General features: G+C 50.7%; 15 protein-coding genes and 2 tRNA genes. 5 read left to right on the top strand and 12 right to left on the bottom strand.

What is annotated here, in order from left to right; genetic code table 11:
* Positions 1-386: 386 nt before the first annotated feature.
* Positions 387-2369 (top strand): methyl-accepting chemotaxis protein, encoded by a 1983-nt coding sequence (locus HPY81_10885; protein ID NPV27909.1) that lies wholly within the window; start codon positions 387-389, stop codon positions 2367-2369.
* 78 nt (positions 2370-2447) lie between these two features.
* Here the strand turns inward: HPY81_10885 and HPY81_10880 are convergent, their stop codons facing one another.
* The 3 genes from HPY81_10880 to HPY81_10870 all read right to left on the bottom strand — a co-directional run bounded on the left by HPY81_10880 (position 2448) and on the right by HPY81_10870 (position 3239).
* Entirely contained in the window at positions 2448-2591 is a 144-nt protein-coding gene (locus tag HPY81_10880) for a YvrJ family protein (GenBank protein ID NPV27908.1), read from the bottom strand.
* A 145-nt stretch (positions 2592-2736) separates the two neighbouring features.
* Complete coding sequence (locus tag HPY81_10875; GenBank protein ID NPV27907.1) at positions 2737-2958, bottom strand: DUF2922 domain-containing protein; 222 nt, start codon at positions 2956-2958, stop codon at positions 2737-2739.
* Positions 2959-3011: 53 nt separating this feature from the next.
* Positions 3012-3239: a DUF1659 domain-containing protein gene (locus tag HPY81_10870; GenBank protein NPV27906.1), complete on the bottom strand. Its 228-nt coding sequence runs from the start codon at positions 3237-3239 to the stop codon at positions 3012-3014.
* Positions 3240-3565: 326 nt separating this feature from the next.
* Here HPY81_10870 and HPY81_10865 point away from each other — a divergent pair.
* Positions 3566-3639, top strand: a tRNA-Gly gene (locus HPY81_10865).
* A gap of 19 nt (positions 3640-3658) precedes the next feature.
* Positions 3659-3733 (top strand) — tRNA-Arg (locus tag HPY81_10860).
* 70 nt (positions 3734-3803) lie between these two features.
* On the opposite strand, the gene HPY81_10855 is transcribed toward HPY81_10860, so the two are convergent.
* The 7 genes from HPY81_10855 to HPY81_10825 form a co-directional block, all read right to left on the bottom strand.
* Entirely contained in the window at positions 3804-4079 is a 276-nt protein-coding gene (locus HPY81_10855) for a ferredoxin family protein (GenBank protein ID NPV27905.1), read from the bottom strand.
* 220 nt (positions 4080-4299) lie between these two features.
* Positions 4300-5304 carry a hypothetical protein gene (locus tag HPY81_10850; GenBank protein NPV27904.1) on the bottom strand — a complete coding sequence of 335 codons (1005 nt, stop codon included), beginning with the start codon at positions 5302-5304 and terminating at the stop codon, positions 4300-4302.
* Positions 5305-5505: 201 nt separating this feature from the next.
* Positions 5506-6276 carry an alpha/beta fold hydrolase gene (locus tag HPY81_10845; GenBank protein NPV27903.1) on the bottom strand — a complete coding sequence of 257 codons (771 nt, stop codon included), beginning with the start codon at positions 6274-6276 and terminating at the stop codon, positions 5506-5508.
* 17 nt (positions 6277-6293) lie between these two features.
* Positions 6294-6461, bottom strand: a complete 168-nt coding sequence (locus tag HPY81_10840; GenBank protein NPV27902.1) for a DUF2197 domain-containing protein — start codon at positions 6459-6461, stop codon at positions 6294-6296.
* 117 nt (positions 6462-6578) lie between these two features.
* Positions 6579-7280, bottom strand: coding sequence for a YkgJ family cysteine cluster protein (locus HPY81_10835; protein ID NPV27901.1), 702 nt, complete (start codon positions 7278-7280; stop codon positions 6579-6581).
* Positions 7281-7292: 12 nt separating this feature from the next.
* Positions 7293-8243 carry a methyl-accepting chemotaxis protein gene (locus HPY81_10830; protein NPV27900.1) on the bottom strand — a complete coding sequence of 317 codons (951 nt, stop codon included), beginning with the start codon at positions 8241-8243 and terminating at the stop codon, positions 7293-7295.
* A 75-nt stretch (positions 8244-8318) separates the two neighbouring features.
* Positions 8319-8981 (bottom strand): hypothetical protein, encoded by a 663-nt coding sequence (locus HPY81_10825; GenBank protein ID NPV27899.1) that lies wholly within the window; start codon positions 8979-8981, stop codon positions 8319-8321.
* 194 nt (positions 8982-9175) lie between these two features.
* Here HPY81_10825 and HPY81_10820 point away from each other — a divergent pair, with 194 nt between their 5' ends.
* Positions 9176-9472 carry a hypothetical protein gene (locus HPY81_10820; GenBank protein NPV27898.1) on the top strand — a complete coding sequence of 99 codons (297 nt, stop codon included), beginning with the start codon at positions 9176-9178 and terminating at the stop codon, positions 9470-9472.
* A gap of 159 nt (positions 9473-9631) precedes the next feature.
* On the opposite strand, the gene HPY81_10815 is transcribed toward HPY81_10820, so the two are convergent.
* Entirely contained in the window at positions 9632-12037 is a 2406-nt protein-coding gene (locus HPY81_10815) for an AAA family ATPase (protein NPV27897.1), read from the bottom strand.
* A 451-nt stretch (positions 12038-12488) separates the two neighbouring features.
* On the opposite strand from HPY81_10815, the gene HPY81_10810 reads away from it, so the two are divergent.
* The gene (locus HPY81_10810) at positions 12489-13196 is read left to right on the top strand and encodes a hypothetical protein (protein NPV27896.1); all 708 of its coding nucleotides are present in this window, start codon (positions 12489-12491) and stop codon (positions 13194-13196) included.
* Positions 13197-13290: 94 nt separating this feature from the next.
* Here HPY81_10810 and HPY81_10805 read toward each other — a convergent pair whose 3' ends face one another.
* Positions 13291-13488 carry a hypothetical protein gene (locus HPY81_10805; protein ID NPV27895.1) on the bottom strand — a complete coding sequence of 66 codons (198 nt, stop codon included), beginning with the start codon at positions 13486-13488 and terminating at the stop codon, positions 13291-13293.
* Between the last annotated feature and the right edge of the window lie 188 nt (positions 13489-13676).

Raw genomic sequence — 13676 nt, 5'->3', positions numbered from 1 at the left:
GACCTGCTGAGCTGGTTACAGAAGATCTGCCAATAGCCTCTTATTTATGTCAAGTAAATAGGGCATAAATAGGCTCATTGCTTGTTTGTGCCCATCAACTTGACATAAGCAATTACTTTGCATAATTCCCATTATGTAAAGCTTTACATAACGGGAAGTCACAATCTAGGCAAATATTACTATATTTTGTAATTTATTATAAAGTTCAGGAGGAAATCCTATAATTTGGGCGAATTAGATAACTTAGTACTTGGTAACAGTTACCATATGTCAAAGAATGGTAGATTACGGCAGAGAGTAACCAGAGTACTGGCTGCCGATTGACCAACACAGCAGGGTTTGATGGACTCTATCTTGTTGGTTTTAAATTTTTTAGGGGGGATATTATGGTCATTAATCAATCACTTAGACTTAAACTGGTCTTATTAGTGGGTTTATTAGCGGTAATCTGTCTGGCCGCGATCTCTTGGCTCAACTATCAGACCGCCAAACAACTGCTCATCAAAGAAACGGAACAGAAGTTTCTCACCGCTGCCCGGGCGCAAGCAGAAAACATCAACAGTTGGCTGGTTACCAGGGCAGCCGAGATGGAGATCATGGCTGACTCTTCTGACGTTCGTTCGATGGACTTGACCAAACAGATGCCATTCTTGAAAAAACAGCTGGCCGACCTTTCGCAGTACTATGGCAATTTCTACATCGCTGACCTGAGCGGGCAATTCCATGTCACCGACGGAGCCACGGGTAATATCGCCGACCGCCCCTACTTTAAGGCCGCACTGACTGGCAAAACGGTCATCTCTGACCCTTTAATTTCCAAAACCAGCGGCCGGACTATGATCACTGTTGCCGTCCCGGTGAAGAATGACGCCGGTCAAGTCGCCGGCGTGCTGTGCGGAGCCGTCTGGACCGACACTCTGAACAAAATGGCCGCTGACCTGCAGCTCGGCCAGTCATCTTATGCCTTAATTCTGCAGCGCGATGGCTTGACCGTCGTCCACCCCAACAAAGAGTTCATATTGAAGAAAAATTTCCTCACCGAAAAATCTGGCGGTGGGCTAGATGAGATCGTGGAAAAAATGACCAAAGGGGAAACGGGAATCGGGTACTACACGCAGGAGGGGAATGAAAAATTGGTCGGTTACTCTCCGGTGCCTGCTACCGGCTGGTCGTTCGCTGTCACCATCATGAAGCAAGAAATGCTGCAGTCACTCACTACTCTTTTATCCAGGTCCCTGACCATCTCAGTGATCGTCGTCCTGATCGCTATCGCCGCCGTCTTCATCTTCTCCAGCCTGCTGGTCAAGCCTCTTCAACAATTGAGTGCTACCGCCGATCAAATCGCTAACGGCGACCTGACCCAAACCGTGACCGTCAAAACTGGCGATGAAGTCGGCCAATTGGCGGAGAGTTTCAACCGCATGACGGCCAACCTCCGTCACCTGGTCAACAACATCAATGCCACCGCCCAGCAGGTAGTGAGTTCAGCCGAGGAACTGTCAGCCACCGCCGAAGAATCTGGCAAGGCCAGCGAGCAGGTCGCCGGCACCATCAGCGAACTGGCGAAAGGCGCCAACGACCAGGCACAAGCCACGCAGCAGACATTGCGTTTGGTTGAATCCATGACCAAATCCGTGGACCAGGTTGATAACGATGCCACCCAAGTCGCCGAGGTTATGAAAACCTTCCAAGCCGTCGTGGAACGTGGACTGAGCACAATCGACATCCTGACCAGGCGGATGGAGGAACTACGCGCTTCCGCCCAACAGACCACCACTTCGATGAAAGAGTTGGAAGAACATTCGCGACAGATCAGCGAGATCGTTGAAGTAATTACCAACATCGCCGATCAGACCAACCTATTAGCCTTAAACGCCGCCATTGAAGCCGCGCGGGCTGGGGAACAGGGTCGGGGCTTTGCGGTAGTGGCCGAGGAAGTGCGCAAGCTTGCCGAAGGTTCGGCCCAAGCCGCAAATAACATCGGGAAGTTGATCCGGGATATCCAAGTCCGAACAACGAAAACCGCGGCTGAAGCCGCCGGCTCTGAGCAGATCGTCAACGCTCAGGCCGAAGCTGTGGTAGAGACGAAGAACCTGTTTACCGAAATCGCCAAAGGGATTGAAAACATTGACGAACAGTTGAGGCATGTCTCGCAGGCAGTGGAACAAATGTCAGGCACCACCAGGGAAATTCTGACCGCCATTCAGAATATCTCCTCCGTTACGCAGCAAGCAGCCGCGGGGACGGAAGAGGTTTCAGCCATTGCCGAGGAGCAGACTGCCGCCGCGCAGACCATCACCACTTCCGCTCAGCAGTTGACCCGGCTGGCGGAAGAATTGAGGAAACAGGTAGTAAAATTCCAGGTCTAATTGGGCTAATCAAGGAAAATTGTATTAAAAACCCGGTAGGCTTTTAAGGCCATCGGGTTTTTGGTCTTCAATAATTCATTAGCCACTTCGGCCAAGGATCTGCCCGAGTTGGGTAATCGCCACCGTCAAGTCATCCAGCTTTTTTTCAATCCTGACCAGAAGATAGATGGAAATTACGATCGGGAACCCAACATTGGCGACCTGACCCACCAGTTCTTCCACGACTGCCACCTCCTTTTAGTCAAGTTTTCGTTTTTGACTAACGCCATCATGAGCACCTCTTATCTTTTCGAAAATATGTGGTGGTGGGTTACCTCCACTATTTAGGGTAACCTCACCACCAACCTATAATCTTCATCTTAATTCTCTAGCCGGTGATCAGGTCAGTTACCTCACGGTTGACGAGCCGCGCCCCGATAATTCCGACCAGGTCTCCGCCGGCAGAAGTAAACACGTTTTTATTAATAATCGTCTGCATGGCTGTTCTCACCTGGTCAGCAGTCAGGTTATCTTTGGGGTCGATCAGGCTCAAGGTAACCCGGTTGCCACTTGCGCTCTGAAAAATCAGTTCTAGTCGTTCAGTTAACATCTGTTATCACCTCCCTATCCTGTTATTGTGCATGCCATTCAACGCGATGCGGTTTACACGCCGGCGGCCAGGTCCACGTCGTTTACTCGTTGGATCCCGTTGACCGGGTGATTTTGGAGGCCCCCTAATAATTGGGCGACATCAAACACGTCCTGATCGGTAGCGCTGGGTTTCACGTTGTTAAACCTTCTGGCCCGAAAAATCGGGTTGCCACTCTGATCAGTCCCAATCTCGACAATGACCTCCAGGGCCGATGCCTTCGGGGTAACCACTACTGCCATTGCAATCACCTCCTCTCTACCTCAGATTTTACCCAGGATAGACCTCGGAGGGAAAAGCTGGAAAAGCTTGAACTTGACACGTTGTCAGTTAAGTTAAACTAAACCAGAACTTCGCAGTAATAAAAATACAGCCGTTAATCATAAGGGCAACGTCAGGTTTGGACAAACTCATACAATAATCATGTTTTTTACCTCAATATCCCAGTTGGTCTGATCGGCTTTTGGCTGGCCTGCCGCTGGCTACCAGATATCATGATTATTCCGCCAAATTCTATTTATTTTGTTTTGACGAGACAGAAAGGTTATGTTATAATTAATTTTGCGTTGCGGGTGTAGCTCAATGGTAGAGCCCTAGCCTTCCAAGCTAGTTGCGTGGGTTCGATTCCCATCACCCGCTCCAAACGAGAGAAAACCAACATGCGCCCGTAGCTCAGGGGATAGAGCGCTGGCCTCCGGAGCCAGGTGCACAGGTTCGATTCCTGTCGGGCGCACCAAAAAACAAAAAAGGGGACAGGCTACTTTTTACTCTGTTCAAAAAAGTAGCCTGTCCCCTTTTTTCTCTGTTTATTTGGCTGGTGAGCGCCCGACCGCCGGATTACCGTGCCGCCTGATGGCAATCGCCGCGTCTGGGCAGACGTTTTGGCAAATGCCACAGACGATACATCCCTCCATCTTCGCTTCAACCACCGGGGTACCGGCAAAGCCCAACTGTTTTGACCACTGGATCACACCAGTCGGACATTTTTCAATACACAGCCCGCAGCCCTTGCAGAGCTGCGGAAAAATGTGAAACTCGCCTTTTTCGTTTTCAAAGGTGTTAGTTTTCCAGTGTTGCTGCATCAATGACAGTCTCCTACATTATTTTTTACTTTTTGTTCTCTGGGCCCCGCTCGGGGTCAAGGATGACGATCTGTCCGCGTGTCCGATTTACGTTGTGCAATCGGGGATCCGTTGGTCGGCTGCGGTTTTTCTGGGTTGTCCTCCGCGGCACTGGGTTTCACCTCCGAAGGATAATCTCGTCCCCTTTAGGCTTCCCCAAGTCGTCCAATCTTACCCATGGCTACCCGGAAAGGCCAGCCGGCTTTTGGTTCTTGCGCCGCCGGAACTGCCCAAGATACTTCTGCTGAAACTGAATCAGGTTTAAAACAAACTGTACCGCCGGATGGCTAAGTTTTTCCTCCAATGTGGCTTTTTGCTGGTTCAGTTTGTCCAATTTTCGCTGAAGCGAAGCATTGGTCGAGTGCAGCATCTCAATTTTCAGTTCTAGTCCATCCATCAGCCGCTCCAGTTCTTCCTTCTCGCCCTTGACCTCGTGGAGTTCTTTTAAGAGGCGCGATGATTCGCCCTGTTTCTGTCGAAACTCCACTTTTATATTTTCCAGGGTTCGCGTATATCGGCTGTCCAGTTCTTCTTTAATCTTGGTCAGGTCACTGACCCTCTGCTCCAATTCATTGTTCTGGGCCAGAAGCTGGTCAAAGGATTCCTGCAGTTCTCGGTAGATCCGCCTCGTTTCTTTTACTTCTTTCGCGGCCAGCACATAGTCCTGGTGCTTCTGCTTCAGTTCCGCGCGCAGGCCGTTATTTTCTTTCTCCAGGGCCCGCAGCCGTTCGTTCAGCCGTGTTATCTCCACCTTGTATGCTTCCTCGCGGGATACCGCCTCCTGATATTGGTGCTGCGTTTCAGCGATTTCATTCAGCAGGTCCTGAAGCTGGTTCTTTAAATTATCGATGACCGTCTGTTTTTGCTCCTGGCTGCGGTTAACTTCGACCAGATCGGCCTGATAGCCGCAGATGGCCCGGTTTTTCTCCCGAAGTTCTTCGTCAAGCCGGGCGATCCGCTCCTTCAAGATCCTGATTTTTTTCTGCTGCTCCTGCAAGAGAACATCCTTCCGTTTAAGCTTATTTTCCAAAACCTGCAGGGCTTGGCCATGCTCCGCCGGTAAGGCTTCTGCGGCTGGTTCGCTTTTCAATACTGGTTCACTAGGCAATCCCGGTTCATTTGCCATCGGTACTTCAGTTGGTTCTATGGAAATAAGAGTTTTCTTTCCTGACCGCGCTTTAGCCATTATTTCCTTCCCCCCTCTATATCCTGGTATTTTTTTCTAGATTCGCTGCCCCTGATAACGATTCCTTCGCAAAATCCTGTAACATGCTGTAAAGATTCAACTAATCTTGGGGGGTAAGGTATTTATACTGTCGAAGACAAACCCGCAAATTCCTGCACAATTTACACTGACCAAATTGACAAAATCAAACCCTTCAATACTCTATTTATCCACATTGACGGGAAAGAAACGCTGGAACCATTCCAGGGTGACTTCCCAGGCCCGCGGGTAATCCTTGAGAAACCGGTGGTCGGCCCCGGGGATAACCACAAGCTGTTTGGGCTCCCCAGCCGCCGCGAAGGCCGCCTGTGCCTGTTTGAGGGGCACCACCTCGTCCTGTTCACCGTGGACAATCAGGACCGGTCGGGGTTGGAACAAACTGATCGCGCTCAGCACATCGTGCTTCGCCAGGTCGCTAACAAAACTCGGTTGGAGAGAAAAGGGACCATAGTCATCCCTGATCACCACCGTCCGCCCGGCGGCTAAGTCCTGGTAGGCGTCACCCAGCGCCTGAGAAAATGTCTCCCCCAGATCGGTCGGCGTCGACCAGAGACAAATTCCTTTGATTCGCTCATCTAAGGCCGCTCGGCAGGCCACCGTACTCCCGCCAAAACTTCGTCCCAGCACCAGGGGAACTCCTAGGTTCTGCGTCTCAATCCAGTCCAGGATGGTACCAAGGTCCTCAATTTGACGGGTCAGAGTAATCGCTGCAAAATCACCTTCGCTTTCGCCGGCTCCCGCGAAATCAAACCGTATAACTGAATATCCTAACCGACTCATCCGCTCAGCCAGTTCAGTGGCTCGACCGCCGCCCTCTTTACTGCCACGAAAACCGTGGCACATGACCACTATGTATGAAGGCCGACCACTACCCGGGTGATAAACCACCGCCAGAGCTTCACCGCGACCATTAACCACCCTAATCGTTTCCAATGCAAATCACCTTGCTCTTACATGGGTTTTTTGGGTTTCTGATTTTCTTCGGCGTCGTAACGCACCTTGTTATTACACCAATCGCAAATGTAAACCGTTTTGGGGTTAGTCAACAGTTTCGGATAATCCTTATGGTCCTCGGCCACCGACTCTTTTTTTCCACAGAAAGCGCACCTGGCAGTAATCACGTTCCTCCCCCCTTCTCCTCATCTTAATATTTATTACTATTCTATAATATAAAGTGGTTTCCCTTTTTGTCAGGGCGGAATAGACAGCTACAGGACAGGAGAGGATTTAGAGGGTTAACGGATCAACTGCGCCCAGAGGGAAGCCGGGCAGAGGTCACGCAGGTTGACCTCTTGATACAAGCGTTTCCCAGCAAAAACGGTGGCCGGCCAGTCGGCCGGGTCGACCGCTGGCTGCTCCCCTTCATGGATGATCAAAGGCAAATTCTGTTTTTTCGACCAGGTTAGCCACTGCCGAACCAGTTCGTCTTCTCCGCAGTTGACAATCACTTCCCGCAATCGTTCCGCGCGGGAAGTGACTGGACAGCAGATATAGGTCTGGCAGACCAGCGGTCGGTAGGCATATATACGGCACCGCCGGCTCGCCGGGTCCAAGAAGTGGCAGCGGCCAAGGTCATCCCGCCGAACCATAATGTCAACCACTGGTCCATCCACCCTGACCGTGCACCAGTTTTGGAGGAGTTCTCCCAGGTTCAACTTGGCACCTGGGAGCAGGTCAGAAGGAAAGTATCCGGCTCGCCCGGCTTCTTCCCAAACAGCCAAGTCAACCACGGTCAAGGGAATCCGTTCCTGACAGCAACGGTCACAGCCCAGACATTCCATAATGGTCTCATTCCGCGACCTCCACAGCAGCCCTTGCTCGATCAACCCATTTAAGGCATCTAGGTAGTCTTGAACGCTGGCGGTCGGGTCAACAACCATGATGTCGTAGCCTGGCCGACCATCAAAAACCACCGGCACGGCAACTACTTTGTTCATGGGTCCTCTCCATCAACTTACTTGAAAACTTTCTACCATTTTCTCCAGATCGCGTGCCAGTTCACGCAGTGTATTCGCTGAACTGGCCACTTCCTGAGTGATCGCCATTTGTTCTTCGGTGCTGGCAGCCACTTCCTGCGCGCCAGCCGCGGTCTGGCGGGCGATCTCGCTGCTGTTGGCCGCCATTTTCACGGCCTCAGCTGCACTGTTAGCCATCTGGGCATTGGCCGCGGAAACTTCCTGGATTTGCGTACTGACGTTTTCGATCGCCTGAATTATCTCCTTGAAGGCTTCTCCAGCCAGGGCCATTACTTCCAGCCCGTTTTTCACCTCGTACGTGCCGTTGTTCATCGCCAGAACCGCCTGGTCTGTTTCCTCCTGAATCTTCATGACCAGGTTGGCGATCCTTTTGGCCGCCTCCGCTGATTGCTCGGCCAGCTTACGCACCTCATCGGCCACCACCGCGAAACCTCGCCCCTGCTCACCCGCCCGGGCAGCCTCAATCGCCGCGTTCAAGGCAAGCAGGTTGGTCTGCTCAGCAATGTTAGTGATCACGTCGACGATCTGACCGATCTCTTTTGATTTCTCACCCAGGCTCTTAACTTTGCTGGCCGATTCATTGACCACCGAATCAATGGTGCCCATCTGCGCCATCGCTCTTTCCAGAGATTGACCACCGTTCTGCGCAGAACGGGACGCCTGGAGTGAAGCGGCAGAGACCGATTGCGAATTGGCAGCTACCTGTTGCACCCCACTCGAAATCTCGGCCATGATCCTGGCGGTCTCGTCAACGCTCCTGGCCTGTCTCTCCGTAGTGGCGGCCACCTCCGTCACACTGCGACTCATCTGCTCGATGGTTTTGGCCGCGGAATCCGCTCCATCGCTCAGCTGTTCAGCGGCCTCGAGTACCTTGCGCGCTGCAGCCCAGACTTCTTTGACCAATTCCTCAATCTTCGCCATCATTTGATTAAAACTGCGGGCAAGGTCACCCCATTCGTCTCGGGTCTGGATGCCGACCCGGGCGGTTAAGTCGCCGTTCTAAGCTTTTGCCATCGCCGCCGAGATCACCTTAACTTTTTTGACCATGTGGGAGGCATAGAGACCCGCCGCTGACATAGTGATCAGGCAGCCAATAATCCCAAATATAATCAAGTTATTGCGAATTCGACTAACCATCATCTCATACGGGGTATTCGGCACGCCCACGTACCAGATGCCGATCACTTCCTGCTGGGCGTTGCGGATCGGCTCGTATGCCGCCTGGTTCTTGACTCCCACCACGTCTGCCAGTCCCAAATAGGTCTTCCCCTGCTTTAACACCACTTCCGCCACTTGCGGGGAAACCTTAGTGTTGATCTGCCGCACCCCGTCCTTCATGACGTTGGTAGAAACCCGCGTGTCACCTTGAAAAATCGTCACGGTATCACCAGTGGCCCGGCCGATCTCGTCAACCACGGTAAAGTCTCCATTAATCAGGTGTTCCCCTTTGTACAGTTGGCCATTCCGCACCGCCCACTCCCCGGGATAACGTTGCTCAAGCATGGCCCGACCCAGAGCCAGGTCGCCCTGCAGCTTTTCCTGGGCTGATTGGATCACCTCTTTACTCATGGTGGTTACCGCATAAAACCCCATAGAAACCGTGATGAGAATCACCACCAGCGCGAAGGTTAAACTCAACTGTGTCCGAACCCCAATTTTCATTCTGCTCACCCTCCTTGTCTTTTTCTCGTTTATCTGTATAATCATTCCATATGATTTCTACATGTTTTGCCATATTCCTCCACCTTAGATTTATTCAGCTTATTCAAAATATTTGTTTTCTCTATGTTTTCATAAATTTTGGTTCTATTTGTGGTATAATAATTGTCGTGACCAAACTAAGGGGGTATTTGACGATGAGCAAAAAACTCCTGGCCACGGTGGCCGTTGTTGTTCTATTACTTTCCGCTGGGTGCGCCGGACGAGGAGCCAATCTCAACCGATCGGTCGATCCCTCCCAGTTGATTAAGGTTGAGATCCACTTCACCGGTTCGTCGGAACCCATAATTGGTTACGTCCATGACCTCGACCTGGCCGCCAATGGTAAAATCTACTCGGGTGGGTCCTCAGTCTACTACCTGTATGATGCCAACGGCGACCTGATGGCGATCGCCAACTACCAACGCATTGATTACATCAAAGTAGTCAAATAACGTGGGACACATTTCCTCAAATTTATTCGTTTAGCAATGATTAGCCGTCGCTAACCCTTATCCAATCATAACCGACACAAAAATCGCCTTTTAATCATGAATAACCAGGTCAGCATGATAAAAGGCGGTTCGTTTATTCTTCTGCGTTTATTCTTCTGTTTAATCTTTTCTTTTTCGTCGGGCCCGCCGCAAGCTCTTCTCTGCCCACTCGCGCAGGCGTTGGTCGACCCGGTAGTGGACTGTCCCTTTGGGGAAACTACCATCTTTCCCACGCTGACCAGCCTTGACGCCGGTTAATATCTCGATTCCTTCATCCACATGACGGATCGGATAGATATGAAACTGCTTGGCTTTGACTGCCCCAATTACGTCTTCGTCCAACATGAGATTCCGCACATTCTGGTAGGGAATAATCACCCCCTGATCGCCGGTCAGACCGCGGGCAAGGCAGATCCGAAAGAACCCTTCGATTTTCTGATTAATCCCCCCAACAGGTTGAATCTCGCCACGCTGATTTACCGAGCCGGTTACCGCGATTCCCTGGTAAATAGGGAGATCCGCCAGACTCGATAGCAAAGCAAACAGTTCAGCGCTGGAAGCACTATCTCCTTCAATCCCTCCATAGAGCTGTTCAAACCCCAGGCTGGCCGATAAAGTCAGCGGTTTATCCAGTGCGTACTGTCCACCCAGATAACCACTGAGGGTCAATACTCCTTTGTCATGAATCTGACCGCTCAGTCTGGTTTCCCGCTCGATGTTGATGACCCCTTTGCCCCCCATGAAGGTTTTGGCCGTAATCCGGGACGGTCGTCCGAAGCGGTGATCCCCCAGGTCGTAAACTGCCAGCCCATTCACCTGACCAACCACCCAACCGGTCGTATCGATCATGATCGTGCCATCCAGGATCAGCTCTTGAATCCGCTGCTCGATCAGGTTTGAGCGCAAATTTTTCTCCGCGACCGCTTTGTCCACATGTGCGGCCGTGACCAGGCGGCTCCAAGCCCGGGTAGCCCAGGCCGCGGCCTCGTAAATCAATTCAGAAATCTTGTTGAAGTGAACGGACAGTTTTTCCTGGTCATCAACCAACCGCGAGCTGTATTCAATAATCTTGGCCACCGCCGTCCGGTCAAAATGCGGCAGATTTTCCCGATGGCAGACAGAACTGATGAAGGCAGCATATTTAAACACATTCTCTCGCGAACGTTCGGTTTCCAGATCAAAGTCAGCTTTAATCTTAAACAATTTCGGAAAATCAGGATCATAGTGATAGAGCAGTTGGTACAAGAGGGGCTCACCAATCAAAATCACTTTAACATCAAGGGGAATTGGTTCCGGCTGAAGAGAAACTGGTCCCCCCAGGTTCATATTTTTCATCAAGTTCTCGATCACGATCTCCCGGTTCTTTAATGTTCGTTTCAGCGCGTCCCACACCCAGTAGTTTTTGAAGACATCTGTTGCCTGTAGTACCAGGTAACCTCCGTTGGCGGCGTGGAGTGCTCCCTTTTTGATCTTGGTGAAATCGGTCGCCAGCACTCCAAACTCTCCTTCATATTCAATCGAGCCAAACAGGTTGGCAAAAGTCGGATTGGTCTCAAAGACCACCGGGGCACCGGCAGTCTCAGAATTGTCCACCAGCAGATTAACCCGGTATTTTATAAAGGCAGTTTGTCGGTTCAGGCGACGCAGCATGATCAGCGGGTTATTGTGGTCGTCACGCTCGAGAAAATTTTCCACGTTTTCCACGATGTCTTCTTGAACCTCATCCAGATAACTCACAATCTTGGGATTATCTCGGTACTTTTCCTTCAGTTCTTGAACATATGGAGCAACCGAGAGTAGACCAACCTTCCGGTCCAGTTCAGCAATCCGCATTTTGGTCTGCCGTTCGTGTTCCCGGTACTGCCGCATCCCCTCATTCATTTTTTCCTGTAACTTTCTGCTGCGGGCCTGAATGGCGTCCTTGGTCTCCTGGTCAAGATTTTCGAATTCCTCCTGGGAAACCGTCTTGCCATCAATCACTGGAATACTGACCAGACCAGATGAAGTCTTATTCAGGGCAAATCCCTCTGCCGCCGCATATTGCTCAAGCTCCTCATAAAGCTCGGCGGTTTTTTGGTAGAGTTCATCCAAAATGTTATTCTTGAGGCGTTCATACTCCTCTCCATTAAAGACCTTGGGTAGTTCTCGTCGTAAGGCCTCAATCAGTTGTTCTACATCGTGGCGGAACTCTCGTCCCTTCCCCGGCGGCAGGCTGATAGCCCGCGGTTGATCGGGATTGCGGAAATTATAAAGATAGCACCAGTCAGGTGGAACCGGTTGTTCTTTGGCCTGAGCACTGAGCAATTCGCGGGCAAAAGAGGTTTTTCCTGTGCCGGCTGGTCCAGATATGTAGATGTTATAGCCGGGATTAGGGATACTTAAGCCAAAGTTAAGGGCCCGGTACGCTCGTTCCTGCCCCAACAAACCCTCAAGGGGGGCTACTTCTTCCGTAGATTCAAACTCAAATTCGGTGTAATCACATACCCTCCTTAACTTTTCCACCGGTACTCCTGGAAAGCCACTCACTAATAGTCATCCTTTCTGCCTGGATTCTCCACAACAGTATATGCTGACGTCGGTGCTAGCGGTAGCACGACCCTTCTTAAAACTCAAGTACCCGATTGTGGGAATTAACAATTACAGTATAGCATAAGCCGGCAAACGGACAAGGGCAAACAAGAAAATCTCAAGGGAGCAGAGTTTCCTAATAAAAAAATACCTCCGGCTAAGGAGGTAACGTAGTGAAGGAGGGTATGTTAAGCTGAAGCTGAGAAAGATTTATGTGAAATCTTTCTCATTGACATTATACGACAATATTCTCGTTCATGCAACATAATTGTGATGTTTTTCACAAAAAATTTATCCAACTGGTTATTTTTACCGGCAATAAAAATGCTCCAGGGGCTGCATAATTTGCCTGAGAACGTTCCAAAATATAAAAAGTAAAACCAATTTAGTTAAGGAGGTCAGATGCACAGTGTTCCAAGAACAAATTCAGCAGCTTCAGCAACAAATTCAGCAATCTCGTCAGAATCTGGATAATATTAGCCAAATGGTTAGTCAACTCCAGCTTTCTGAGCAAAGCAACTCTGCCCAACTGGCCCAGTTGCACAACGTGGAAATGAACACCGTCCAGCAGCTGCAACGACTGCAACAGGCCGAGCGCAGTGCCAGCCAAACCCTGCAGCAGTTAAATCAAATGTGTAACGCGATTAGTTCTCAGCTACAACAATTGAGCAACGTTGCCCAAGCCGTTTCAAGACAAGTTCAAATGCAACCAATGACTGCTCAATTCTATACCAATCCGGGAACCCAGTTATATGCCACCCCAGCAACCCAACAGTTCTGGCCAGGAACCCAATACCAGACTAACTGGGGAGCCTACCAAACCGGCGCATTCCCTGGCATCAGCGGTGGCTACATCAGCCCGATTTATCGAACTGGTCAGTTCCAGAACATGGGGCAAGCCTACGCGGGAATCGGCGGTGGCTACCAAATCGGACAAACAAGCCAAGCCTTCCCTGGCATTGGCGATGGCAATCAGACCCAGCAATACAGCACAGCCCAAAACCCGAGTATGATGAGTACTCAGCCGTTTACAGCCCAAAACATTTCGCCGATGCAATGGGGACAAAATATTTCACCAATGCAATCCACCCAATTCAGAGAAAACATCTATCGTTAAAGACGAGCAATTGGTAATCCAAGCGCAATCAGGAAGAGGGAATGGAGTGCCCCAGTCCCTCTTCCATTATTTCGTTTCATTAAAAAACAGGATTTTAGTCGCTTTTGGACAGATTTTCGGCTACAGTCAGTTCGCCGCAGACTGGACAGTGACGCGCCCTTTCCACTCTGACCTCGCGGAAGGACATCCCGAGTCCATCAAACAAGAGCAAGCGCCCGGCCAGCGGCTCTCCGATACCCAGCAGCAGTTTGAGCGTCTCCAAGGCCTGAATTGTACCGATGATGCCGGCCACTGCACCGATTATCCCGGCCTCTTTGGGACTCGGAATCGTCCCGGGAGCCGGAGAGGCGGGGAATTATGCAAAGTAATTGCTTATGTCAAGTTGATGGGCACAAACAAGCAATGAGCCTATTTATGCCCTATTTACTTGACATAAATAAGAGGCTATTGGCAGATCTTCTGTAACCAGCTCAGCAGGTC

The sequence above is a fragment of the Bacillota bacterium genome, assembly GCA_013178045.1.
GTDB lineage: Bacteria > Bacillota > Ch66 > Ch66 > Ch66 > Ch66.
This window is presented reverse-complemented; position numbering and strand designations above follow the sequence as displayed.

Bases quoted from the DNA above. Each gene is read 5' to 3' on its own strand.
- HPY81_10885 (NPV27909.1), top strand. From the start codon at position 387: ATGGTCATTAATCAATCACTTAGACTTAAACTGGTCTTATTAGTGGGT.
- HPY81_10875 (NPV27907.1), bottom strand. From the start codon at position 2,958: ATGTTAACTGAACGACTAGAACTGATTTTTCAGAGCGCAAGTGGCAAC.
- HPY81_10870 (NPV27906.1), bottom strand. From the start codon at position 3,239: ATGGCAGTAGTGGTTACCCCGAAGGCATCGGCCCTGGAGGTCATTGTC.
- HPY81_10855 (NPV27905.1), bottom strand. From the start codon at position 4,079: ATGCAGCAACACTGGAAAACTAACACCTTTGAAAACGAAAAAGGCGAG.
- HPY81_10850 (NPV27904.1), bottom strand. From the start codon at position 5,304: ATGGCTAAAGCGCGGTCAGGAAAGAAAACTCTTATTTCCATAGAACCA.
- HPY81_10835 (NPV27901.1), bottom strand. From the start codon at position 7,280: ATGAACAAAGTAGTTGCCGTGCCGGTGGTTTTTGATGGTCGGCCAGGC.
- HPY81_10830 (NPV27900.1), bottom strand. From the start codon at position 8,243: ATGATGGCGAAGATTGAGGAATTGGTCAAAGAAGTCTGGGCTGCAGCG.
- HPY81_10825 (NPV27899.1), bottom strand. From the start codon at position 8,981: ATGAAAATTGGGGTTCGGACACAGTTGAGTTTAACCTTCGCGCTGGTG.
- HPY81_10820 (NPV27898.1), top strand. From the start codon at position 9,176: ATGAGCAAAAAACTCCTGGCCACGGTGGCCGTTGTTGTTCTATTACTT.